The organism is Listeria rocourtiae FSL F6-920, from assembly GCF_000525975.1.
Taxonomy (GTDB): domain Bacteria; phylum Bacillota; class Bacilli; order Lactobacillales; family Listeriaceae; genus Listeria_A; species Listeria_A rocourtiae.
Genome location: NZ_AODK01000020.1, coordinates 1 through 23,566, shown reverse-complemented (window position 1 = coordinate 23,566; position 23,566 = coordinate 1). Strand labels below are relative to the sequence as shown.

Genomic DNA, 23,566 nt, shown 5'->3' with positions numbered 1-23,566 from the left:
ATCAGCCAGTTCTATATTTTGGAACTACTGATATTATGCTTTTTATCAATGTGTAATCTCTAAATCCTTCATTTTATCAGGTTGATGTTTGTAATGGAATGTAAACTGGAAGATAATCGCTAGAATCAGTGTATACGCCGCAAAAATTAGCCAAATCGTATGCCAATCTTTCACGCCATCAATCGTGTAGTAATCGACAACCATTCCACTCAAAATTGCACCAACATAAGCACCAACGCCATTTACCATTGTCATAAACAGACCTTGCGCGCTTGCCCTAATATCCTTGCTTACTTCTTGCTCCACGAAAATAGCGCCAGAAATATTGAAAAAGTCAAATGCACAGCCGTAAACAATCATTGAAAGCAAGAGAAGAACAGTCCCAAACGGTGACGGATCGCCGAAAGCAAATAGGCCAAAACGCAATGTCCAAGCAATCATACTTACCAACATGACCGTTTTTATGCCATAGCGCTTCAGGAAGAAAGGAATCGCCAAGATAAATAAAACTTCCGCCATTTGTGAGACGGACAACAGAATCGAAGGATATTTCACGACTAAACTATCCGCAAACGTTGGATCTAATCCGAAATCGTGCAAGAATGGGTTACCAAAGGTATTTGTAATCTGTAAAACGGCACCAAGTAACATTGCAAACAAGAAAAATACCGCCATTTTTGGCTTTTTGAAAAGAACGAAAGCATTTAATCCGAGCATACTGATCCAGCCTTGCTTTTGCTTTTTATTCGCCGTCGGGATTTTTGGCATCGTGAGTGAGTAAAGTGAGAGTAAGAGGGACGCGCCTGCTGCGATATAAAGTTGCATATTACTAAGCTCAAGACCAGCAAAGCTAATTGTCCACATCGCGATAATGAAGCCGACTGTTCCAAAAACGCGAATTGGTGGGAAATTTGTCACAGTATCCAATCCAGCTTTTTCAAGACAGTAGTAAGAAACCGTATTGGATAGCGCCAGTGTAGGCATAAAAAAATATCGCATTCACCAGCATAACCCAGAACATCACTGTTGGATCAGACACAGTTGCTGCATAAAATAGCGCCCCCGCACAGATTAAATGACAGGCAGTATACAAGTAATTCGCTCTAATCCATTTATCCGCCACAATCCCCATCAAGGTAGGCATGATAACCGCAGCGATTCCTTTAGAACTATAGACAATTCCAACCTCAACGCCTGAGAAACCTAGCGTATTAATCATATAAGAACCGAGTGTAATCAGCCAGCTCCCCCAAATAAAGTATTGCAAAAATGACATAAAGCGAAGACGCGTTTTAATTCCCATGATGTTTTCCCTCCAAAAACTTATTTTCAATATGATAAAAAGAAGCCGTGCTTAGAAACGAGAAACAATTTCAGCAACTAATTTTAAGAAAGTAGCTTTAACACGTTCGGCCGTCTCGATTACCTCATCATGCTAAGTGGCTGATCCAATATTCCACAAGCCATGTTCGTCAAACAAGAAATACCAACAGTTTCAATGCCAGCGTGCCTAGCGATTAGAGCTTCTGGAACCGTTGACATGCCAACCGCATCAGCGCCAAAACCACGAATCATCCGAATTTCTGCCGGGGTTTCATAGGTTGGGCCAGTCCACCAAGCATAGACACCTTCACGCAAAGTCACATTTTGATTAGTTGCCACGTCTTTTACAATATTGCGTAACCGCTTACTATATACTTCTGAAACGTCTAAGAAACGTACACCAAGTTCTGGGTTATTTGGTCCCATCAATGGATTATTTGCCGTCAAATTAATATGATCTGTAATCAACATCAAATCACCAGGATTAAAGTCTGTATTCACAGCGCCACAAGCATTTGTAATAATTAATTTCTCGACGCCAAGCGCTTTCATAACGCGAACTGGAAAAGTGACTTCATCAAGCGGGAATCCTTCGTAATAGTGGAATCTGCCTTTCATTGCGACAATGTTTTTGCCACCAATATGGCCGATAACAAGCTCATTTGCATGACCAACCGCCGCTGATTTTGCAAAATAAGGAATATCGTTATATGGGATATGAATCGCATCCTCAATCGTATCGGCAAAAGGACCGAGCCCTGAACCTAAAATAATCCCAATCGTCGGTTTGATTGTTGTTAATTGTTCGATATAACTAAGAGCCTCGTTAATTTGTTCTGTTTTATGCATCGTTTTTTCCTCCCCAAAAATCATTAGGCGTTTACAAAAAATGTTGTAAAGCGCTTTCAAGATAATCTTAACACGGATGAATCGGAAAGTAAATAACTTTTTTTCATTTTGATAAAAAGAGTTTGAGATTGCTTTTTTGATAGGTATTTGATACATTTTATTAGAAAAGAGGAGGTCGTAATCGTGGTTAGCAATATGTTGGAGGCGTTCCTGACAACGCAGAATTCTAAAGTTAAGAAACTGAAGATTTTATATAACTTGATACGAAAACACGCGGGAATTACGGTAGAAGAATTGCTTGCGGAGACTGGTATGAAGCCCGCAACGTGTGCGCGATTGCTGGATGAGTTGAGTAAAGCTGATCTAATCAATAGTAGCAAATTGGGGGTTTCAACTGGTGGACGGAAACCGATTTTATATCACATTAATCCTGAAAAATCCTATTTAATTGGAATCGAAGTGACTAATATTTATTCAACAATCGTCCTTTCCGATCTTAATTTGAAGGAGCTTGGACATAAGAAAATCAAGATGGGTGCGCCAACCTCGATTTACAATGTACTAGATATATTTGCAGAACAGTTGCTGGATTTGTTGAGCGAGCACGAGAAGCAGATAGCTGAAATTCTGGGCATCGGAATATCGATTGATGATTTATTTGATCAAGTGAATCAAACAACAGATATAGCACCGAGTGATATTGAGAATTATTTAGCTTCTAAAATTCCCACATATATTATGGTTGGAAGTGGTGTCAATTTTGCTGCGCTTGCCGAATATCGTATCCATTATTGGCAGACAAGTGAACGATTTCTTATGACGACTTGTGATATTGAAATTCGTAGTGCAGAGATTGTGGATGGCATCGTGGCATCTAGTAATAATAGTATGACGAACGCGTTTGGCCATACGACTATCGACACGAACGGCTCTCGTTGCTATTGTGGCTCTTACGGTTGCCTTCATACATACAGCTCGCTACCTGCAATCAAGGCTAAAATCCAACATGACTTGAAGCAGGGAAAGCCATCGATACTAACAGAGGACATGGGAAATATAGATGTTATCGATTACTTCACAATTTTTCAGAGTTTAGAAAAAAACGATTCATTGTGTCATGAAGTTCTGAAAAATGCTGCGTACTATTATGGTATCGCCTTGTCCAATCTCATTCTAACGACGCAACCTGATACCGTTGTTTGCGGCGGAACGCTGGTCCCAAAAGGCACTTTTTTCGAAGATGTCAAGAAGACCGCAGAAGAACGATTGCTGGCTTTCCCAAAAATAAAAACAACGATACATCCAGCGAAAGAGTCTTATGAAATTGTGGCTCAAGGTGCGGGCGGTATGGTTTTAGAACGGTTTTTAAATGCATAGAAAATGGTGCTGCATCCAATCGGTGCCATTTTTTAATTGTTTACCAGATTGATTTCTTGGTGATCACCTTTGTACGTATACAAAAACCAAGCCACATGTTCTTGAATAGTATGGTCAGCAAACATCGTTCTGTGATCATATTCCGGGCCTTTATAGTAACTTTCTAAATACACTTTTGATTGATCTTTAAAAATTAGGCGTGATCCAAGAGCACTCAAGACAGGGACGATATCATCTGAAAAGCTACCATCATCTATGTCGCTAGCAATCGATAAAACTAGTAATTCAGGATTGATTTTGTCACGATTTTCCTCATAGCTCTTCAAAAGTGGCGTAGTGACGGGAACATCGGTAAAATCCAAGTCTCCTTTGTTATCATTTTCATCCAGATCATTATACGGAGAACCAATGACAACTAGACGCTTCAATAGTGGTCTTGTTTTGGCAAAATTTTGCGAGTAGGTCGATAATACAAGTCCACCGTTTGAATGCCCAACGCCGTCCATTTGGGCGAATTTATATTTGTTTGCTAAGTCCTTTATCGCGATTCGAAGCCAATCTGTTTGTTGGTCAATCGATGCGTCAATGCTATCCTCAAAACCGATTTGAACGATGGGGTTTTTTGCGTTCTTGGTAAATATGCCGTGATAAATGAGTTTCCCATCTGTCCCAATCTCAAGCTTAATACGCTCGTTGGAAAGTTTATAATCATCTATAAAAGTATCACTAAAACTATCAAATGTATCGGTGTTACCACCAGTTCCATGAACGAGAATCAGTGGGGTTTGATTTGAAAGATTCGGCAAATTTTGCATCTCTTTTTCGGTAGTTTCTGTATCTCCACACCCCGCCAAAATAAGAAGCAGTAATCCGATGCTACATAGTATCTTTTTCATGTGGTAATTCCTTTCTTTAAACTAGGAAGTAACATACTTATAAATCATCATGCCTACCTTCCCATGAATCAACGGTTATTCAAAAGTCTAGCATATAAGATCTCGTGTTACAACTTACTTGCGCAATACAAATTATATCTTTGCAAAAGAGTCTCTAAATAACGGAGCGCTCTGTCAATTTGTGTAGGAAACCTATAATAAAGTCAAGAAATCGCCATTTTTTTTGTGGTCCTTTGAAGTAAATGAATGTGAGGCTTAATATGTAGCAGAGCGAGTCTGTGGTTTAATACTCAATTCAATGAATAAAAGAAAGGAAGATGGAACCAAGATGAACGCATTAAATTTAACAGTACTAGCAGACTACGAAATGATGAGTGACGCAGCGACAGATTTAGTAATTGGAACATTAAAAAAGGCACCTGAAGGCCTCTATTGTTTTGCTGGGGGAGATACACCAGTTGGCACACTACGTCGACTTGTCGCCGCGCACAAAAACGGTGAAATTGACTTGCAAAAAGCCTATTTTGTAGAGCTTGATGAATGGGTAGGACTGGACGGAGCTGACAAAGGAAGTTGCCTGAACTACTTAGAAACCGAGTTATTCGGTCCCGCCGAAATCGACGCCGCGCACTATCACTATTTCCAAGCCAAGTCGGTAGATCTCGAGGGCGAATGCCAAGCAGCAAACGAATTTATTGAAATGCATGGAGGACTCGAGCTTATTTTACTAGGCGTCGGTGTTAACGGACATCTAGGCTTCAATGAACCAGGCGTCAGCTTCGAAAACTACGCGCATCTCATTGATCTTGATAGCACTACCCAGGACGTTGGACAAAAATACTTCACAAAAGAAGTAGATCGGACAAAAGGCATCACACTAGGCATAAAGCACATCCTTGAAGCCAAAACGGCGATTTTAGTCGCAAATGGTGAGAAAAAGCAAGCTGCCATCACACACTTACTAGAAGAAAAAGTAACAGATAATTGGCCAGTAACCATCCTAAGAAAGCACGAAAATGCACATATATTCATAGATGAAAACGCATTTGCGTAACACAAAAAATCTTGCTTTGATTCGAAGCAAGATTCTTTTTATGTGAAAATTGAGTATTTCACTAAAATATAGTATTCTTAAGAAAGAAAAGATACATAAAAGCGTTATCAAATATAGAAATGTGAAAAGGGAGAAAGTTAAATGGACAGAAAAGACAATCTGGATTTGTTAAGGTGTTTATCAATTTTGATGGTTATTGTCATTCACGTATCTGCGACTCATTTAATTGAAAATGCGACCGCAATGAATACTAACTTTGCTATCGCTAACTTTTATGATTCGATTTCGCGTACTGCTGTACCACTGTTTGTACTGCTAAGTGGTTACTTCACCTTGCGAAAAAGTAAAAAATTAACAGTGTACTTAAAAAAATTAACAGTAGGGTTAATCATCCCAACAATCATTTGGATGGTGCTCTATGAAGTATTTGAATTTATTGATGTAGGTGGCTGGAACGGCTTTAGCCAATTTATCGAAGACGGCGGATTATGGACTTCATTTGATAACTTATTTCTAAATGATCTGGGTCGACACCTTTGGTTTATGCCGATGTTTATTGGTTTACAAATCCTAGCACCACTACTTATTTTTATTAAAGAAAAAATGGGAGAAGTGGCATTCTTCATTCTCGGTTTATTTTTCCTAGCTGTTGGGCTGCTTGAAGCATTTTTTGCGTTCAGAGGAACAGAAATGATTGTCGCTAACCTGTTCAGTTGCGTGCTTTACTTAGGTTATTTCATCCTTGGCTATAGTTTATCGAAAACAATCCTATCTAGACTGAAGAAAATTGTTTGGTTCACCCTGTTCACGCTAAGCACAACAGCCATCTATTTCTTTACAGAATGGGCAATCGAAAATCGCGCAGAAATTAGCTTTAAACCGCTCTATTTTTATGATTACTTATCTATATTCGTAGTGATTGCAGCGATTTCACTTTTTATGCTGTTCACCAAAATCAAAATCCATACTCAAGCGCTACAAAAAATATCACGAGGCATCACACCGCACATTTTCTTTATCTATTTTGTGCATCTTATCGTTTTACGCTATGTTACGCGCTTTTTTTGCAGAAATAATGCCATTAGAAGACCATTTATCATGGGCTATCCCTCTGATGAGCCTCATTATTTTTATCATATCATATCTTATCAGCCTCGTATTCAACACTATAAAGGCATTTTTCGTAAAAAAAGAAGCGGTCAGAGATACCCGCCTATAAAGTGTCCCACTCTCCAATTGAAAAAATATAAAAAGAGTTTGAGTATCGTTCCTAATCAGGAGACGAACTCAAACTCTTTGCTATTTCACCGTTACATAAATTGTTTTTTCTGTAGTCAATCCATAAAAATTCGAAGCCGTGTACGTTACGAAATACGTGCCAGGAACGTCCGAATTCAAATCGCTTGTTTTAACGTTTAGGAAAATCCTAATATCACCAGCAAGCTCGTCAATAGCAGACACGTTTTTCCAATAATCGAAAAATGTTCCACGAGCAATTGTTGCATTCTCGGCTTTGATAATAGGTCTAGCGACAACGTCTACTTCGACACGGCGCTCTTTCCAGCGACCATCACTTGCAATAGCGCGATACGTTACGTGATACGTTCCAACTTTACTTGTGTTGACATCATTTTCTGTTACAAAAATAGCATTTGTTAAATCGATGTGATTGTCATCGTCATATGCAGCTAATGAAATTGGTGGAGTCATTGGATTAAAAGTTGAATTCTTCTCAATGAAATACCGATGCGCATGCAAAGAAATACCTTTAATGCGATCACTGCCAGAAATCGCAAGCTTGTTCTTATGCGGAATTATTTTTGCTTTTGCCGAATGACGGGCTAGACTTGCGGGAAGGACAAGCGTTAAATCGGATGTAGCGAGGGCAGTTGTGGTAATTGTTTTATACATGTGTGTTCACTCCTAGATTATCTTATAGTCTAATTATAAACTAAAATGGAATAAAATAGTGTTTAAAAATGAACAAAATTATGTACTTTTTGTGTCTATTTAGACATAAAAAAGGCGCAACGTTTTTGGTCGCGCCTTAAAGTCTTTATTTATTTTGGAAAAACAGTGGTAAATGTTCTTTATGTGCTTCTAATAATTCATCAAGTAATACGCGAGCATCTGTGTCACTTGGTACAAGAGGATTTACGGTTAATGCCAACAAAGCTTTATCGTAATCACCAGTAACTGCAGCATCAACAGTTAGGCGCTCAACTGTCTTAATTTGTTGAATGATTCCATTAATCGCCACAGGAAGATGACCGCTTGCCAGTGGAATTGGCCCTTGTCGCGTAATAACACAATTGGTTTCAATGGCAGATGCAGGATCAATATCCAAAATAGCCCCGTTATTTCGCGTATTCACGATTTGAATATCCCGTTTATCATTGTAAATCGAGTTAATCAAATTACACGCAGCTTCACTATAATAAGCTCCCCCACGTTGCTCCAATTGTTTTGGCTTATCTGTCAAATTCACATCTTTATACAGCTCGAAAAGTTCTGCTTCCACGCGTTTTACGACTTCTGCACGTGTACCATGTTTCTCGTATGCTGCTTGCTGATCTTCCAACTGCGTGCGAGTTTGCCAGTAATAACGTAAGTAATCAATTGGAATCATATTTAAAGTACGCAAGAATGTTGCGTCCCACCCAGTCGCATTAATATTTTTCAGCGTTGAGCCAGATTCGCCTTCTGTCATTTTTGTCACAACCTCAGCTGTTACGTCCTCGCCATCTTTATAAACTGTCTTCGCAAAAACCATATGATTCAAGCCGACAAATTCAACGTAAATATCGGTATGATCAACGCCTAAAATATCCGCAATATTTTTCTCAATACCGATTGGACCGTTACATAATCCAACGACTTTATTGATATTACTATAACGAAGAACTGCCTCCGTAACCATTCCTGCAGGATTTGCAAAGTTAATCAACCATGCATTCGGGCAAAGACGCTCCATATCCTTACAAATATCTAGGATAACCGGAACTGTCCGGAAAGCTTTAAACATCCCACCAGGGCCGTTCGTCTCTTGACCAACGACACCGTGCGAGTTCGGAATACGCTCATCTTTAATGCGGGCATCTAATTGTCCCACGCGCAATTGTGTCGTTACAAAATCCGCGCCTTTTAATGCCTCTTCACGATCCATCGTCAAATGAATTTCCATGTCTACGCCAGCTTTTTCAACCATCCGTTTTGCCAAGTTACCAACGATTTCGAGTTTTTCTTTACCAGCGGGAACATCCACCAACCAAAGTTCACGCACTGGGAGCTCCTTTTGCCGTTTGATGAAGCCTTCAATTAATTCGGGAGTATAACTTGAGCCACCGCCAATTGTAGCAATTTTGATACCTTTAGACATCGATTTTTCCTCCAATATATTAAAATTTTAAGAACCTTTTGCATAACGCTTACTTCCTCCATAGTATAGGCTGAAAATGAAAAAATAGCCATTATTTCGTGGCTTCTTGTGAAGGATTTTTAAAGTTGGAAATTGTTCCTTTTCAGTAACGTCTTGTCACATTTGCGGTAATCATGCTAAAATAGCGATATAATAAAGATCGGGGGCATGAAAATGCTTTTTCTAGATAAAACAATTGAATTAAATGATACGGAAATGGATATTTATAATTATATTGCGACGAATTTAGACACTGTCATCTATATGCGGATTCGTGATTTGGCTGAGGCGACGCACGTCAGTACGACAACAATTCTGCGTTTTTGTCGCAAATTTGGTTGTAGTGGTTTTTCGGAGTTTCGGGTGAAATTACAGATGTATGCACAGGAACGAACGAAAGTTGCTGTAGACATGTCAGATGAAACAACGTATATCGATTTTTTTAAAACGAACTGCGCAACCTGAATTTAAGGCAAATATTGCAGCATCCGCCAAGATTTTACGCGATGTAGAATTGGTTTTATTTGTTGGTATTGGCTCATCAGGCATCATCGCGGAATACGGCGCTCTTTATTTTTCCTCGTTATTTACATTAGCATTGCATATTGAAAACCCATTAAATCATCCTTTTTACCATTTATCAAACAAAATATCAGATAAAATTTGTATGGTCGCAATTTCTGTTTCAGGTGAAAATGAAGATATTATTAAGTATATTCACCAACTCAAGACGCAAAAATGCAAAATTATTACCATCACGAATAGCGCAAAATCCACAATGGCAAAACTATCTGATGCTAATATTCCTTACTATATAAATAAAGAAATGTATCAAGATGCTGACATTACATCACAACTTCCAGCACTTTATACAGTAGAATGCATTGCGCGGGAAATCCGAACACAGCTTGATCAAGAAGAATAAGGGAAAACCCTGAGAGATTCACGGAAGTCTGTATGATATCATAAATGTTGTATATCATTTTTTTAGGAGGAGTTAGAAATGACGGCGATTACAGAGGAACAAAAACAAATCGTAAAGTCAACCGCACCAATTTTAAAAGAGCATGGGAAAGAAATTACCTCAATTTTTTACAAAAAGATGTTTGCGGATCATCCCGAATTACTCAATTATTTCAACCTTACGAATCAGGAAATCGGGACACAGCCACTTGCTTTGGCGAATACCGTTTATTTAGCAGCAGAGAATATTGAGCGGCTAGAAGTGTTGCTACCGCAAGTTAAGACGATTGCGCATAAGCACCGTAGTCTGACAATCAAGGCGGAACATTATCCGATTGTAGGCGAGTACTTATTGAAAGGAATTGCCGAGTATTTGGGCGATGCTGCGACACCGGAAATCTTGGATGCTTGGGGCGCGGCATATAGCATTATTGCTAATATTTTCATCGAAGTAGAACAAGAAATGTATGATGCGCTGGGAGACGTGCAAAATCAAGGTTTTATCGAATTTAAAATCACTGAAAAACAGAAAATCGCACCAAATGTATTTACATTAAGCTTGGCTCGGAGCGATGGTGGAGAATTAGTTGATTTTACGCCAGGCCAGTATGTATCTCTACGTGTGAAAATAGATGATTTGTTTCACAATCGTCAGTATAGCTTAACAAAAGCATTTGATGGGAGTACATATCAAGTTGCGATTAAACAAGAAAATGAGAAGGACCCCGCTGGTGTGGTTTCCAATCATATTTTTGAGAATTACCAAGTAGGCGATACAATCTTGGCTACACTTCCGGCTGGGGATTTCGGACTTGATAAAGCTGCTAATCAACACGTATTTATTGCGGGCGGTATTGGAATAACACCGATAGCGGCGATGATTGATAGTTTAGAAACGCCAAGCCAGGTGCAACTGATTCATTGCGTAAGATCGGCGGAATACGCTTTGTTCGCCACCGAATTAAAGGCGAAACTAGGCGCTAGATACCACCTTTTTGCAGGTGAAAATGTGACAAAGGGCGATTTAGCAACACTCGTGGAAGAAGATGTAGCAATTTACTTATGTGGCCCGGTGCCGTTCATGAGAGAAGTAGAGGCAATTTTGTTAGAGCTTGGACATGCACAAGCTAGTATTCATTTTGAAGCATTCCAACCGGCGTTAAGTTTAATCAAATAAGTTTGAACAAAGAGGACAATGTATTTTATCTTGTTCTCTTTTTACGTTAAAAAATGTAAAACATAATCCAGATTTTTATTTTTGGAAAATTAGTGAAATTTAGAACAATAAGAAGTATAATAGAATCTATCAACTTAAAAGGAGCTGGACTTATTGAAAGCAATTTTAACGGTTATTGGGAAAGACAATGTTGGAATCATCGCAGGTGTCAGTAATGAGCTAAGCCAACTGGATATTAATATTTTGGACGTATCGCAAACAATTATGGATGGCTATTTTACTATGATGATGATACTTGACCTCAGCACGACAAAGAAGCCTTTTGATGAGGTGAAGGAACAACTTGCGAAAAAGGGTACGGATTTACAAGTGAAAGTTAGTATTCAACGTGAAGAAATATTCAATTCGATGCATAGGCTATAGGGGGAGATGGAAAGATGGAGACGAAACAAATTTTAGAAACGATTCGAATGATTGAAGAAGAGAAGCTTGATATACGAACAATCACGATGGGAATTTCGTTGTTGGATTGTATTGATAGTGACGGTGAGACGGCACGCGCGAAAATATTCGATAAAATCACTACATATGCGGCAAAACTAGTAGAGGCCGGTGAACAAATAGAATCTGAATTTGGAATACCAATCATCAATAAAAGGATTTCGGTGACGCCAATAGCGATAGTTGCAGGAGCTTCCCGAGATAAAGACTATGTTGCTTTTGCAAAAACGTTGGATGATGCGGCCAAAGCAGTCGGTGTTAATTTTATCGGGGGATTCTCTGCTTTGGTTGAAAAAGGTTACACGAAGGGCGATGCAATCCTGATTGAATCTATACCAGAAGCTTTAGCACAGACAGAGCGCGTATGTTCGTCAGTGAATATCGGTTCTACGCGAACAGGAATCAATATGGATGCTGTTCGGGATATGGGAAATGTCATCAAGAAAACCGCAGAACTTACGGTCGATACACAAGGGTTAGGTTGTGCAAAATTAGTTGTGTTTGCGAACGCAGTAGAGGATAATCCCTTCATGGCTGGTGCTTTTCATGGTGTTGGCGAGGCGGATTGCGTGATTAATGTTGGTGTCAGCGGACCAGGTGTTGTGAAACGTGCAATCGAAAAAGTAAGAGGTGAAAGTTTTGACAAGCTCGCTGAAATGGTGAAACAGACGGCATTTAAAATTACTCGGATGGGTGAACTCGTTGGGCAGGAAGCATCGAAGCGATTAGGCGTTCCGTTCGGCATTGTTGACTTATCACTAGCGCCGACACCAGCCATTGGAGACTCTGTTGCGCATGTTTTAGAGGAGATGGGATTAGAAACTGTTGGTACGCATGGAACTACAGCTGCACTGGCGCTGTTGAACGATGCGGTAAAAAAAAGGTGGCGTTATGGCTTGCGGTCATGTTGGCGGATTGAGCGGTGCCTTCATTCCTGTTTCAGAAGATATCGGCATGATTGAAGCGGTTAATAATGGTTCACTCAATTTAGAAAAACTAGAAGCAATGACGGCAATTTGTTCGGTGGGGTTGGATATGATTGCGATTCCTGGAGATACACCAGCGTCTACGATTGCAGCAATGATTGCTGATGAGGCAGCGATTGGCGTCATTAATAATAAAACAACCGCTGTACGTATTATCCCTGCCAAAGGAACGAATGTTGGCGATATGGTAGAGTTCGGTGGCTTGTTAGGCACGGCTCCTGTTATGAAAGTAAATCAAAACTCATCAGCTGCATTCATTGCACGCGGCGGAAGGATTCCAGCGCCAATCCATTCCTTCAAAAATTGACGATTGAGATGCAGGCGAAAGATGGAAGCTGTCATCCATCAAAGTCAGCGTTCCAGTACTCCTTTTCAGGCTGTAAATTTTGCTTCGGTAGTTGGTTCATATTTAAAAGATTTGGAAGTTGCATTATTTTAAAAGTTAGTTCATAATCGAACTAGTTTAAGTGGTGGGAGGTTCTAATATGGCTAATTTAACGACTATTTTTATTTTAATCGTGGCACTGCTACATTTCTATATTATGTATTTCGAAATGTTTGCCTTCACGAAACCAAGAACATTGAAGACTTTTAATATGACTAAAGAAAAAGCAGAAAATGGAAAAGAACTTGCGGCGAATCAAGGTTTGTATAATGGTTTTCTAGCTGCTGGGCTTGTATGGAGCGTACTTTACCCTGATACCACAACTGGATTGCAAATCGCATTATTTTTCCTTAGTTGCATTGTTATCGCCGCTCTTTACGGTGCAGCAACAGTCTCGAAGCGCATTTTTTTCGCGCAGGGTGTTCCGGCTATTATTGCACTAATCCTAACCTTGATTGCGATATAAAAAACGACATGAGATTAACTTCTCATGTCGTTTTTCGTGCTACCAGCCTAAATTCTAATTCTTGAAGTGGTTGGTCTTTATCATCTAGTTGATTTGAAATAATTCGAAATGCATTCTCAGCCTGTAAATCAATCGGATAATGAATCGTCGTCATATCGAACAAGCGAGCTACATTATTCGTATCATCAAAGCCTACCACCGCAACATCCTCAGGAACTCGAATCCCCAGTCTCCGCGCCTCAGCAATGAATCCTGATGCCAAATAATCTGTTGGGCAAAGAATTGCGTCGGGCGGTGTATCCTGTGCGAACCACCAATGTGCAATTTCCTCACCGTGCGTAATGCGTCCTTTATTGTAGAAATGCTCCATCTCGTTTGGATTAAGCCCGTATTTCTCGCAAAAATCAGCAAAAGCCCGCATTCTCCCACGCGTATTTTTTCCAGACATCCGCCCATAAATATTCATAATTCGCCGATATCCTTTGGCATATAGATGCTCCAAACCAAGCATATAACCATCATATTGATTCATAAAAACAGAAGCTACTTTTTGCAATTCTACACGTTCCCACGTCACAATCGGTCCATATTTTGCGTAACTTTCAATCTCATCCCAAGGACTTAATCGCAGCACAAAAACAAGCGCATCCAACTGTTTATGTCGCAACATCTCAAGTGCTTCGAGTTCTCTCGCCTTATCACCATTCGTCACGAAAACAGTCACATTATATCCCTCACTCTGCGCTGCCATCGAAAAACTACGAAGAAAAACGCCCATGGAGCTATCAAACGTCAATGCTACGATTCCAAGCATCATCGTTTTTCCTTTTTTGAGAGAAACAGCATTACGATTCGGCGCATAATCAAGTTGATCCACAATTTTTTGTACCCGTGCCCGTGTTTCCTCACTAACATATCCGCGACCACTTACAACCCGAGAAACCGTTGCCACAGAAACGCCAGCCAATTTTGCGATATCCTGAATATTTGCCATTTCACCCAACTCCTCCTAACCTAGTATACCTCAAATCAAAAAGTTTTTAAATAACGCTTGACCTGTAATGCATTACATAAACTACAATGAAGTGGAGCAGAAATAAGAAACCGCTTTATAAATTTTTTGGAGGTATGTGTAAATGAAAAAAGGCGTAAAAATCGTAACCATTGGTGGGGGTTCAAGCTATACTCCAGAACTAGTAGAGGGATTTATTAAACGTTTTGACGAATTGCCAATTAGAGAACTGTGGCTTGTCGATATTGAAGCAGGCCGTGAGAAATTAGAAATCGTTGGTGCAATGGCAAAAAGAATGGTGGAGGCTGCAGGAATTGATTGTGAAGTACATCTAACACTCGATCGCCGTGCCGCGTTAAAAGATGCAGACTTCGTAACAACACAATTCCGCGTAGGCTTGCTTGATGCACGTATTAAAGATGAAAGCATTCCATTAAAACATGGTATTATCGGCCAAGAAACAAACGGTGCAGGCGGTATGTTCAAAGCATTCCGTACCATCCCGGTTATTTTAAGCATCGTAGAAGACATGAAAGAATTATGTCCAAACGCATGGCTTATCAATTTCACGAACCCAGCAGGAATGGTCACAGAAGCTGTTCTTCGCTACGGAAAATGGGATAAAGTTATCGGTCTATGTAACGTTCCAATCGGTGCAATTAAAAGTGCATCGGATGTCCTAAAAAAACCAGAAGAAGATCTATTCTTCAAATTTGCTGGAATCAATCATTTACATTGGCACCGCATTTTTGATAAAGATGGTACCGAACTTACAGAACAAGTTATCGATGGCCTTTACGCGCCAGATGCAAACCCAGAAAAAGTCGTGGAAAACATCAAAAATATGCGTTTCCTGTATGAACAAGTTCGTAATTTAAAAATGTTGCCGTGTCCATATCACCGTTACTATTACATGACTGATGATATGCTAAAAGAAGAACTAGAAGCATTCAAAACAGAAGGAAGTCGCGGTCAAGTTGTAAAACGTTTGGAAGAAAGCCTATTCGAACTTTATAAAGATCCGAATCTGGATCACAAACCAGAAGAGCTATCAAAACGTGGCGGAGCACACTATAGTGATGCTGCTTGCGAAATCATCAACTCTATCTACAACAACAAAGGAACAATGATGGTTGTATCCACGCGTAACAATGGGGCAATCGATGATGTTCCGTACGATAGTGCAATCGAAATTACAAGTGTTATTCGTGCACACGGAGCAGAACCGGTGAACTTTGGTAAATTCCCGCCAGCACAACGCGGTTTACTACAAGTCATGAAAGCAATGGAAGAATTAACAATTGAAGCCGCGGTTACAGGAAACTATGATACAGCACTTCAAGCATTTACACTAAATCCAATAGTACCAAGTGGTGACATTGCCCAAACAGTACTAGACGAATTACTAGAAGCACACAAAGAACATTTACCACAATTTTTCACAAAAGTAGAGGCATAATTAGTGAAAAGTCCACAATTCATCGCGATTTGTGGACTTTTTGAATGTAATTAAATTTCATGTCGGAAAGAATATTGTGAAAATGTATTCCGAATATGAGATGTTTATAAAAAATTAAAAGTCTGTACATACCAAGTGTGTACGGCGTTTCCTTTCTTTACACAGAGCACTTTTATGTGTGTAAACGCTTTACTTTCACAAAAAACCTAGTCCTATGAAGCGCTTTCAGTGTTTTTGTAGATTCTAAAAAAGTTGGCACGATTTTTGCAATATAATTATGTGAATCCATAAAACCTTAATCCGAATATGAGAGGAGGTCATCCCTAGCCATTCGTAGGTCGCATGGAGGTTGTTCGCATTCAGGCGTAAGAAAAGCCGACATACTCAATAAGCTCAAGACGAAAAAGGGTATCAATTGAGAAGAGTCTATTCGAGGAATGCCGATAAACCACAAATCGTTTCAAAATAGGGAGGATAATTATGAACGGACTAACTAATTTTTTAGAAAAGTATTTCGTACCAGTTGCGGCTAAAATTGGCTCGCAAAAACATTTAGTCGCGCTTCGTGATGCATTTATTTCAACAATGCCCATCACAATGGCCGGCTCAATTGCAGTTCTTTTAAATGCATTTTTTAGGGATTTCCCAACGTCATGGGGTTGGACAGGATTTGTCGAAGCCATGCAACCACTTATCGGTGTTAATGGATATGTTTGGGCAGCGACTCTTGCAATCGTTTCCTTAGTATTCGCGGTCTCATTAGGTTATAACTTATCAAAAGTGTATGAAGTTGACCGCTTAGCAGGTGCGCTTGTTTCACTTGCAGCATTCGTTATGAACTTGTCACAAACAGTAGCGGTAGATCCAATCAAAAACGCGATCTTAGCAGCTGATCCAAAAGCAGACGTTTCGATGATTCAACCAGTTTGGGGATTCCTCGATTTAAATCAAGTAAATGGTACAGGATTGTTTACAGCCATGTTATTCGGTTTTATTTCTACTATTATCTATGCAAAATTAATGCGTGCAAACATCACTATCAAAATGCCTGATTCTGTACCGCCAGCAGTAAGTAAAGCATTCGCAGCGATTATTCCTGCATTAGTGGCACTTTACATCTGTGCGATTATCGACTGGTCATTTGTTAAAATTACAGGTCTTGATGTCATCACTTGGATTTCTAAAACAATTCAAGAACCGCTACTTGCTTTATCACAAGGTTACGGTGCGGTACTATTAGTAACATTCCTAGTGCAATTACTATGGTTCTTCGGTATTCACGGACCAAACGTATTGGCGCCAGTTCTAGAATCACTTTGGGGTACAGCACAGCTTAACAATATTAACGAAGCAGCAAAAGGTGTTGCAGGATCAGATCTTCCATACCAATGGGTTCGTGGATCTTTCGATGCTTACGTATGGATGGGTGGTTCAGGTGGTACACTTGTACTTATCATCGCCCTACTCATGTTCTCTAAACGAGCAGATTCGAGAACAGTTGCAAAACTGTCGCTCGGACCTGGTATTTTCAATATCAATGAGCCAATCATGTTTGGTTTACCGATTGTATTAAACTCAATCTATCTCATTCCATTCATCATTGCACCAATGGTAATGGTTACAGTTGCCTATTTTGCGACTGTGTGGGGACTTGTTGCACCAGTTAAAATTGCTGTGGTATGGGTAATGCCACCGCTAGTTAACTCATTCCTCGCAACTGGAGGAGACTGGATGGCACCTGTCATATCACTCATAAATATGGTTATAGCCTTCTTAATCTGGGTACCATTCGTTATCACAGCGAACAAGGTTGGAGTACCAGAAGAAGAAATGAAAGCCTAGTGTCTCTAAGCGGAACTACAAACGCTCATCTTCGTCGTTAAAAGTTCCGTTCCGATGCTCACGTACAGTAGTACGCTCCGCTTCGGTACTCACTTTTGCCTAAAACCCTAAGCACTTGTCGTCCCACTGAGGTTTGGGGATACGAAGTGGCTCTGTTTAGGAATAAAATCAAATATAAAAGATTAATTTTTAGTGAATTTGAGAATGATTCAAGTTAGGTCTAAATATGGGAAATCTTGCTTTGAACGAAGAGCATGAATTTGGACTTATGCAAATCGAGCGAAAGCGTTTGTATTCAAGGGATTTGGTGGAATCTGGAGAGCTGCGCATACTTGTGTATGTGATGACTGAAAGCAGGGAGAGGATAGTTTTCTCGGGCCATGCAAGAAGTTAAGTATAGCAAGTATTGCGTAGCAGAACCGTAGAAAGGGCCGCCGATTCGCGATGCTCATAGGCATATTGGGACTGTAATTCATTCCATGTCGAACAGTCGGGAAGGATTACATGCTCGCTTTACTCGCATGTATATTGGGACTGTAACTCATTTCATGTCGAACAGTCCCAACAATGCGAACGCTTGCCGCCGATTTATTGGGAGGATACTCAAAGCTTCACCATTATGTGCCAGTCGTGTTTAGATGATATTCTTTACACTCCACACACCGAAAAGTATAATAAAGGTAATATATAGAAGGAGGTAATGAAAATGATCGTAATTAGTAGTCCTATGAAGCGAGATTTTTTTGTTGAAACATTAGAGAGTTATAATGAGAATGGTGTCACTTTTAAAAAGGTGGACGAAAAAGGAATTAAGCTTTATTTTGAAACTACCGCTGAGGATGAAGAAGCGGCAGTTAGAATTGCGAAAGATGTTATGAAAGCCACGGATATTGGCGCTGTTCTCTATTTCCAGGTTACTGTGGAGTAATGATGAAAAGTGCATCAAACGGACTATTTATAATGAGCCTTGGTTTAATTATTATCGTATTTAGCCCTTCTATGGGTGGGAATTCGACTAATTTGCCAATGATGTTTACTGGAATTTTAGTAGTTATTTTGGGAGGGCTCATGGTTTTCCTGAAAAAGAAGAAAGATAAGAATTCATAAAAGGGAGATGGCGTTATGAACGTTTCCAAAAAATTATACATCTCGCAAAAAGAATGTTTTCATACAATCGCAAAGTCAGTTATTTATGATGTTAAGCAGTCGACCGGAAAAAATCTACCGATGCAAAAATTAAAAGGGCTGAAGTATCGTAGAACGATGTCTAACGGCGCTGCTGTTGAAACTAAGATTACTGAGTTTCAATTTCCAAATGTATACCAATTCGAAACAACAAGTCGCGTAAACCTTCATAGAACAACTTATACGGTCACTGAGATTAGTGATCATGTCTGTGAAGTCACATATAAAGAAGAAATTGAAGCTGAAAAATGGTTACAAAAAATGAACAATATGTTGGTAGGTACCATTTTCGCATTTTTGAGGAAAAAAAGGGTAACACGTTTGTTAAAAGCCATGGAAGACTCGGTGATTACAGCAAGCAAATAAAAGGGGATCATCAGGCGGTATTACCCCAATAATTGTGGTATCCCAAGTGCCATCATTAAGAAATATCGCTTTTTGATATAGAGCAAGAGCAGTGAGATATGTCTCACTGCTCTTGCTCGTGGCGTTTGTACTCTATTTTTCACTATAGTATAATACCTAAGAAAGGGAATCACGGAAAAAACATAGCTTTTTTAGGCTACAGAGGAGAATTTTTATTATGACTGCACCAGAAAAGAAAAAACAACTAAAGCATCCGTACCTAGTTAGATCGCTTCGAATATTAGGTCTAGGTCTGCTGTTATCCGTTATTTTGCATATTTTGTTAGATGCCTCGCTAAGTGGATTCAACTTATCAGCTACTTTCGAAATGATCAAAACATACCCGATTCCATTTCTACTCGGAATCTTAGTTCTCATGCTCGTATACTTATTTCTTATTTCGCTCGTTGGAAACGTGTGGGCAAGCAGTACCGTCTTTGTTGGAACGTCTATCATCGTAGCTTTTGCGAACAATCAGAAATTTGTAGAACGTGGCGAACCTCTTTACCCGCAAGAATTCGAGATGATTACACAATGGCGTTTTATGCTCTCCATGCTCTCCACTTGGCTTGTGGTTCTTCTGTTTCTCGGAATTGCGTTGATTATTGCTATCGCTTGGACACTAGATCGCTACTCCCGCAAAATTTCAGCCAAATACTACGGACGTGATTTCAAATACTGGGATCGAAAAACACTTCTTATCCGTGTAGTAGGACTTCTATTCAGCGGAGTACTATTATTCTCACTTACGAACTTCCAAAGCTCAGATAACTGGCTCAGAAAGGCTTATAACATTGATGCCCAGTGGAAAGACGTTGATCCAAAAGAAAGCTACCAGCAATACGGTTTCGTGGGTGGACTCATTTATAGTGCCACAGCGAATATCATGGATAAACCAGTCAATTACACCGAATCATATATAAAAGAAATTACCCAAAAATACAGCAAAATCGCGGATCAAATAAATGAAACGCGCACAAACAAACCAATGAATGACGTTAATATCGTCTATGTAATGAGTGAGAGTTTCAGTGACCCGACAAGGCTTCACGGAGTTACAACCTCGTCAGATCCTATTCCGGAAACCCGTAAAATCATGGGCCAATATCCATCTGGATACAGCTTATCACAAGGATACGGTGGTGGAACGGCTAATATTGAATTCGAAGCTTTGACGGGCCTTTCTATGTACAATATTAATCCACAAATCACATCACCATATCAAATGTTTATGTATCAGAAAGAAAATTTTCCATCCTTAGTTAGCTCGTTAAAACAAAACAAGTATGAAACAATCGCCATTCATCCATTCAAGCCATCTTTCTATAGACGCACGGATGTATACAACGCTTTGGGGTTCGATAAATTTATTAGTCGGAATGAAATGACGCATACCGAAACTTTAGACGACAGCGAATATATTTCAGATGCATCAGCATTTCAAGAAACATTAGATCATTTAAAAGCGAATAAGACATCGACCTTTATCCATCTTGTTACGATGCAAAATCACATGACCTATTGGGACAAATATATTAATACAATAGCTGTAGAAGGGGTACCGGAAAAAAATAAACAAGATGTAGAAACTTATCTCCAAGGAATTAAGTATTCTGATGACGCCCTGAAAGATTTCGTAGCAGAACTCGACAAAATGAAAGAAAAGACAATGGTTGTTTTCTGGGGAGATCATTTGCCAAGCGTATTTCCAGAAGAAATAGTGAACCAGAATACGGAACGCACGATGCACGAAACACCACTTTTTATGTATGCAAACTTTGACCTACCAAAAAAAGATTATGGAACAATAAGTCCAATTTATTTTGCTCCAAAAATGCTTGAACTTACCGGTAGTAAAGTTTCACCCTACTATGCCTTGCTAACCGAAATGAGTAAAGAAGTACAAGGATTAGAGAAAAACGTCTTAATAAACGGTGAAAATCAGACAATCATTGAAGATCAGTTATCACCGAAAGCAAGAGAGTACCTAGAAGACTACAAGTTAATTGAATATGATTTGGTTGCTGGCAAGGGCTACTCCAAATCAACGCTATTTAAAGATGAATAAAAAGGGTATTTCCACAGGAAATACCCTAAAAAAAAGAGACTCACAAAAGTGAGTCTCTTTTATCAGCTAAAATTATGCTTTTTCAACGTTAGCAGCTTGAGGTCCACGTTGACCTTCTTCTACGTCAAAAGTAACTTTTTGGCCTTCGTCTAAAGATTTGAAGCCTTCACCTTGGATAGCGCTGAAATGTACGAATACATCGTCACCGTTTTCGCGTTCGATGAAACCAAAACCTTTTTCGCCGTTAAACCATTTTACTGTACCTGTTTCCATATCTAAATTCCTCCTCGTGCACACTGGCACATAATATTACTATTCCTGCTTAGCGGTACGAAGTGGAAAGTTATTCACTAATCATTTCTTCACCAACAAAAATAAGTCTAGTTAAATATACCATGCTTTCTTTAATAAAGCAAACATTTACTCTCTGTAAAATTTTTTCTAGAAAAAAAGAATGTATTTCAGCTTCTAAATTAGCTCTAGCAGGCTATCTATTCTTAGTAAAAAATTAATTTCTTACATAAAAAATACTAAGGATTTTATTTATAGCAGAACCTTTTATTTCCTAAAGTCCTACAAAATTTTTGATGCTTCAAAACATATTAGATACGTTTCTTCTATATAATACAAAATTAGAGCATAATTTTTAGGGCAGATTCGTGGAAAAAAAGAGAAGCTACATGGTATAATCAAGAAAGCGCTTATATTTTGAAAGGTAAATCCATAGGGGGCAGTTGTATGCTGAATGAACAACAAATCACAAAGTTATTACAACGCGTAGTAGATCCAGTATTGGAGTCTACGCTACAAGAAACAGAAGGCATCATGGAAGTGAGTGTTATAAATGCGAGTGTAACGCTTCAAATAGCTTTGGCTGATCCAGAGCAAAATACAGAAAAGTTCACCACAAACATAATAGAGCTTTTGGGGGAGTTTGGATGCGAAGATATCCATTTTGAACTAGACTATCTTCCTGTTTCTAAAATAGAGCAGTTGTTAGTCGCCAAAAAAAAATATACTGTCACCTGAAAGTAAGACACAATTTATAGCAATTGCTAGCGGTAAGGGCGGAGTAGGTAAATCAACTGTTGCAGCCAATCTTGCAGTAGCATTGAAGCGAACAGGGAAGAAAATCGGTTTGCTAGACGCTGATATATATGGGTTTAGTCTACCAATACTGATGGGTACGAAAGATATTCCCAAGACAGTAAACGAGAAAATTGTCCCAGTAACTACATACGGCGTACAATTAATTTCTATGGATTCTTTTGTTGAAGATGGTGAACCAGTTATATGGAGAGGTCCGATGCTTGGAAAAATGATCAAAATGTTCTTAGAAGATGTAAATTGGGACGCTCCGGACTATTTAATTATTGATTTGCCACCCGGCACAGGAGATATTGCGCTAGACATTCATACCTTATTACCAACCTGTAATGAATTAATTGTCACAACACCTCACCAAGCCGCTGCAACCGTTGCAGCAAGAGCAGGAATTATGGCGATGAAAAATGAACATCATATTTTGGGAGTTATTGAGAATTTATCCTATTATCAAACAGAGTCAGGCGAGAAAGCACAATTATTTGGAGAAGGTGGCGGAAAAAAAAGTAGCAACAGAACTAGAGACTGAGTTGTTAGGGGCATTTCCAATAGAGCAACCAGAACACAATAGAAATGGCTATTTATCAGGTGTTTATGAGGCAGAAAGCGCGCAAGGAAAACGCTTTTTAGAACTCGCTAAAAAAATAAATGACTATTTATAAAAAAAAATATGCAAAAAACTATTGACGTTTAGATAAATAGTTGGTATATTTATAAGCGTTGCTGATGCACATAACGCATAACGCAATTTAAGAGATTGACCTTTGAAAACTGAACAGAAACAAAGATAAAACCAATAGAGACAGTAATGTTTCTAGGTAAGAATCGCAGGGCGGAAATAGAGAGCTATTTCCAAAAAAAACTACTAGTAAAGAAATTTGCTAGCGAAGTCAATGTGACGCAAGGATCTTATTCACGGTGTTGAATAAGTATTCAAATTCAGCTTTATTTTAAAGAGAGTTTGATCCTGGCTCAGGACGAACGCTGGCGGCGTGCCTAATACATGCAAGTCGAACGAACCGACGAAAGAGCTTGCTCTTTCTGACGTTAGTGGCGGACGGGTGAGTAACACGTGGGCAACCTGCCTGTAAGTTGG

The 23,566-nt window shown here is 39.3% G+C and carries 19 protein-coding genes, 1 rRNA gene and 4 pseudogenes; 16 read left to right on the top strand and 8 right to left on the bottom strand.

Annotated features, from left to right (window positions below):
* Window positions 1–45: 45 nt before the first annotated feature.
* The 3 genes and pseudogenes from PROCOU_RS07670 to PROCOU_RS07665 form a co-directional block, all read right to left on the bottom strand.
* On the bottom strand, window positions 46–999 hold the full coding sequence (locus PROCOU_RS07670; protein ID WP_279625177.1) for a nucleoside permease: 954 nt from the start codon (window positions 997–999) through the stop codon (window positions 46–48).
* A complete protein-coding gene (locus tag PROCOU_RS18835; RefSeq protein WP_279625176.1) occupies window positions 938–1,303 on the bottom strand; it encodes an MFS transporter in 366 nt (121 codons plus the stop codon). Before PROCOU_RS18835 ends, PROCOU_RS07670 begins: the two co-directional genes overlap by 62 nt.
* Window positions 1,304–1,354: 51 nt before the next feature.
* Window positions 1,355–2,172 (bottom strand): annotated as a pseudogene (locus PROCOU_RS07665) (purine-nucleoside phosphorylase).
* Window positions 2,173–2,355: 183 nt separating this feature from the next.
* Between PROCOU_RS07665 and PROCOU_RS07660 the strand changes: the two are divergent.
* On the top strand, window positions 2,356–3,549 hold the full coding sequence (locus tag PROCOU_RS07660; RefSeq protein ID WP_185460606.1) for an ROK family transcriptional regulator: 1,194 nt from the start codon (window positions 2,356–2,358) through the stop codon (window positions 3,547–3,549).
* A gap of 32 nt (window positions 3,550–3,581) precedes the next feature.
* Here PROCOU_RS07660 and PROCOU_RS07655 read toward each other — a convergent pair whose 3' ends face one another.
* Window positions 3,582–4,445, bottom strand: coding sequence for an alpha/beta hydrolase (locus PROCOU_RS07655; RefSeq protein WP_051994284.1), 864 nt, complete (start codon window positions 4,443–4,445; stop codon window positions 3,582–3,584).
* A gap of 328 nt (window positions 4,446–4,773) precedes the next feature.
* On the opposite strand from PROCOU_RS07655, the gene PROCOU_RS07650 reads away from it, so the two are divergent.
* Together PROCOU_RS07650 and PROCOU_RS17130 are read left to right on the top strand one after the other, a co-directional pair.
* Window positions 4,774–5,499, top strand: a complete 726-nt coding sequence (locus PROCOU_RS07650; protein ID WP_036071129.1) for a glucosamine-6-phosphate deaminase — start codon at window positions 4,774–4,776, stop codon at window positions 5,497–5,499.
* A gap of 141 nt (window positions 5,500–5,640) precedes the next feature.
* On the top strand, window positions 5,641–6,918 hold the full coding sequence (locus tag PROCOU_RS17130) for an acyltransferase (protein ID WP_077913373.1): 1,278 nt from the start codon (window positions 5,641–5,643) through the stop codon (window positions 6,916–6,918).
* Here the strand turns inward: PROCOU_RS17130 and PROCOU_RS07645 are convergent.
* Window positions 6,799–7,410 carry an immunoglobulin-like domain-containing protein gene (locus PROCOU_RS07645; protein WP_036071127.1) on the bottom strand — a complete coding sequence of 204 codons (612 nt, stop codon included), beginning with the start codon at window positions 7,408–7,410 and terminating at the stop codon, window positions 6,799–6,801. The two genes, PROCOU_RS17130 and PROCOU_RS07645, sit on opposite strands and share 120 nt — an antisense overlap.
* Window positions 7,411–7,555: 145 nt before the next feature.
* The gene (locus tag PROCOU_RS07640; protein ID WP_036071125.1) at window positions 7,556–8,878 is read right to left on the bottom strand and encodes a 6-phospho-beta-glucosidase; all 1,323 of its coding nucleotides are present in this window, start codon (window positions 8,876–8,878) and stop codon (window positions 7,556–7,558) included.
* 213 nt (window positions 8,879–9,091) lie between these two features.
* On the opposite strand from PROCOU_RS07640, the pseudogene PROCOU_RS07635 reads away from it, so the two are divergent.
* The 5 genes and pseudogenes from PROCOU_RS07635 to PROCOU_RS07615 all read left to right on the top strand — a co-directional run bounded on the left by PROCOU_RS07635 (window position 9,092) and on the right by PROCOU_RS07615 (window position 13,395).
* Window positions 9,092–9,842 (top strand): annotated as a pseudogene (locus PROCOU_RS07635) (MurR/RpiR family transcriptional regulator).
* Between the two features lie 78 nt (window positions 9,843–9,920).
* A complete protein-coding gene (locus tag PROCOU_RS07630) occupies window positions 9,921–11,057 on the top strand; it encodes a globin domain-containing protein (protein WP_036071124.1) in 1,137 nt (378 codons plus the stop codon).
* A gap of 153 nt (window positions 11,058–11,210) precedes the next feature.
* Window positions 11,211–11,480: an ACT domain-containing protein gene (locus PROCOU_RS07625; RefSeq protein ID WP_036071121.1), complete on the top strand. Its 270-nt coding sequence runs from the start codon at window positions 11,211–11,213 to the stop codon at window positions 11,478–11,480.
* 14 nt (window positions 11,481–11,494) lie between these two features.
* Window positions 11,495–12,851, top strand: a pseudogene (locus tag PROCOU_RS07620) (DUF711 family protein).
* A gap of 178 nt (window positions 12,852–13,029) precedes the next feature.
* Window positions 13,030–13,395, top strand: coding sequence for a DUF1304 domain-containing protein (locus PROCOU_RS07615; protein ID WP_036071119.1), 366 nt, complete (start codon window positions 13,030–13,032; stop codon window positions 13,393–13,395).
* 22 nt (window positions 13,396–13,417) lie between these two features.
* Here the strand turns inward: PROCOU_RS07615 and PROCOU_RS07610 are convergent, their stop codons facing one another.
* On the bottom strand, window positions 13,418–14,389 hold the full coding sequence (locus PROCOU_RS07610; protein ID WP_036071118.1) for a LacI family DNA-binding transcriptional regulator: 972 nt from the start codon (window positions 14,387–14,389) through the stop codon (window positions 13,418–13,420).
* 142 nt (window positions 14,390–14,531) lie between these two features.
* On the opposite strand from PROCOU_RS07610, the gene PROCOU_RS07605 reads away from it, so the two are divergent.
* The 6 genes from PROCOU_RS07605 (at window position 14,532) to PROCOU_RS07585 (ending at window position 21,366) form a co-directional block, all read left to right on the top strand.
* Window positions 14,532–15,866, top strand: a complete 1,335-nt coding sequence (locus PROCOU_RS07605; protein ID WP_036071116.1) for a 6-phospho-beta-glucosidase — start codon at window positions 14,532–14,534, stop codon at window positions 15,864–15,866.
* 480 nt (window positions 15,867–16,346) lie between these two features.
* Complete coding sequence (locus tag PROCOU_RS07600) at window positions 16,347–17,708, top strand: PTS sugar transporter subunit IIC (protein ID WP_036071113.1); 1,362 nt, start codon at window positions 16,347–16,349, stop codon at window positions 17,706–17,708.
* A 706-nt stretch (window positions 17,709–18,414) separates the two neighbouring features.
* Window positions 18,415–18,636 carry a hypothetical protein gene (locus tag PROCOU_RS07595; RefSeq protein WP_036071111.1) on the top strand — a complete coding sequence of 74 codons (222 nt, stop codon included), beginning with the start codon at window positions 18,415–18,417 and terminating at the stop codon, window positions 18,634–18,636.
* Window positions 18,636–18,815 (top strand): DUF3188 domain-containing protein, encoded by a 180-nt coding sequence (locus PROCOU_RS17125; protein WP_243832146.1) that lies wholly within the window; start codon window positions 18,636–18,638, stop codon window positions 18,813–18,815. Before PROCOU_RS07595 ends, PROCOU_RS17125 begins: the two co-directional genes overlap by 1 nt.
* Window positions 18,816–18,830: 15 nt before the next feature.
* Window positions 18,831–19,259 (top strand): DUF3284 domain-containing protein, encoded by a 429-nt coding sequence (locus tag PROCOU_RS07590; RefSeq protein WP_036071109.1) that lies wholly within the window; start codon window positions 18,831–18,833, stop codon window positions 19,257–19,259.
* Between the two features lie 217 nt (window positions 19,260–19,476).
* Window positions 19,477–21,366: a sulfatase-like hydrolase/transferase gene (locus PROCOU_RS07585; protein ID WP_051994283.1), complete on the top strand. Its 1,890-nt coding sequence runs from the start codon at window positions 19,477–19,479 to the stop codon at window positions 21,364–21,366.
* 72 nt (window positions 21,367–21,438) lie between these two features.
* Here the strand turns inward: PROCOU_RS07585 and PROCOU_RS07580 are convergent, their stop codons facing one another.
* Window positions 21,439–21,639, bottom strand: a complete 201-nt coding sequence (locus PROCOU_RS07580; protein WP_036061193.1) for a cold-shock protein — start codon at window positions 21,637–21,639, stop codon at window positions 21,439–21,441.
* Between the two features lie 465 nt (window positions 21,640–22,104).
* Between PROCOU_RS07580 and PROCOU_RS07575 the strand changes: the two are divergent.
* Both PROCOU_RS07575 and PROCOU_RS07570 read left to right on the top strand, forming a co-directional pair.
* Window positions 22,105–23,132: pseudogene (locus tag PROCOU_RS07575) on the top strand (Mrp/NBP35 family ATP-binding protein).
* A gap of 287 nt (window positions 23,133–23,419) precedes the next feature.
* Window positions 23,420–23,566, top strand: a 16S ribosomal RNA gene (locus PROCOU_RS07570); the annotation flags it as partial.

What these genes read in the sequence shown, in the direction of transcription:
- PROCOU_RS07595 (WP_036071111.1), top strand. Translation starts at nt 18,415, where the DNA reads ATGATCGTAATTAGTAGTCCTATGAAGCGAGATTTTTTTGTTGAAACA.
- PROCOU_RS07645 (WP_036071127.1), bottom strand. Translation starts at nt 7,410, where the DNA reads ATGTATAAAACAATTACCACAACTGCCCTCGCTACATCCGATTTAACG.
- PROCOU_RS07650 (WP_036071129.1), top strand. Translation starts at nt 4,774, where the DNA reads ATGAACGCATTAAATTTAACAGTACTAGCAGACTACGAAATGATGAGT.
- PROCOU_RS07600 (WP_036071113.1), top strand. Translation starts at nt 16,347, where the DNA reads ATGAACGGACTAACTAATTTTTTAGAAAAGTATTTCGTACCAGTTGCG.
- PROCOU_RS07670 (WP_279625177.1), bottom strand. Translation starts at nt 999, where the DNA reads ATGCGATATTTTTTTATGCCTACACTGGCGCTATCCAATACGGTTTCT.
- PROCOU_RS07615 (WP_036071119.1), top strand. Translation starts at nt 13,030, where the DNA reads ATGGCTAATTTAACGACTATTTTTATTTTAATCGTGGCACTGCTACAT.
- PROCOU_RS07605 (WP_036071116.1), top strand. Translation starts at nt 14,532, where the DNA reads ATGAAAAAAGGCGTAAAAATCGTAACCATTGGTGGGGGTTCAAGCTAT.
- PROCOU_RS07640 (WP_036071125.1), bottom strand. Translation starts at nt 8,878, where the DNA reads ATGTCTAAAGGTATCAAAATTGCTACAATTGGCGGTGGCTCAAGTTAT.
- PROCOU_RS07585 (WP_051994283.1), top strand. Translation starts at nt 19,477, where the DNA reads ATGACTGCACCAGAAAAGAAAAAACAACTAAAGCATCCGTACCTAGTT.
- PROCOU_RS07580 (WP_036061193.1), bottom strand. Translation starts at nt 21,639, where the DNA reads ATGGAAACAGGTACAGTAAAATGGTTTAACGGCGAAAAAGGTTTTGGT.
- PROCOU_RS17125 (WP_243832146.1), top strand. Translation starts at nt 18,636, where the DNA reads ATGATGAAAAGTGCATCAAACGGACTATTTATAATGAGCCTTGGTTTA.
- PROCOU_RS17130 (WP_077913373.1), top strand. Translation starts at nt 5,641, where the DNA reads ATGGACAGAAAAGACAATCTGGATTTGTTAAGGTGTTTATCAATTTTG.
- PROCOU_RS07590 (WP_036071109.1), top strand. Translation starts at nt 18,831, where the DNA reads ATGAACGTTTCCAAAAAATTATACATCTCGCAAAAAGAATGTTTTCAT.
- PROCOU_RS07610 (WP_036071118.1), bottom strand. Translation starts at nt 14,389, where the DNA reads ATGGCAAATATTCAGGATATCGCAAAATTGGCTGGCGTTTCTGTGGCA.
- PROCOU_RS18835 (WP_279625176.1), bottom strand. Translation starts at nt 1,303, where the DNA reads ATGGGAATTAAAACGCGTCTTCGCTTTATGTCATTTTTGCAATACTTT.
- PROCOU_RS07630 (WP_036071124.1), top strand. Translation starts at nt 9,921, where the DNA reads ATGACGGCGATTACAGAGGAACAAAAACAAATCGTAAAGTCAACCGCA.
- PROCOU_RS07655 (WP_051994284.1), bottom strand. Translation starts at nt 4,445, where the DNA reads ATGAAAAAGATACTATGTAGCATCGGATTACTGCTTCTTATTTTGGCG.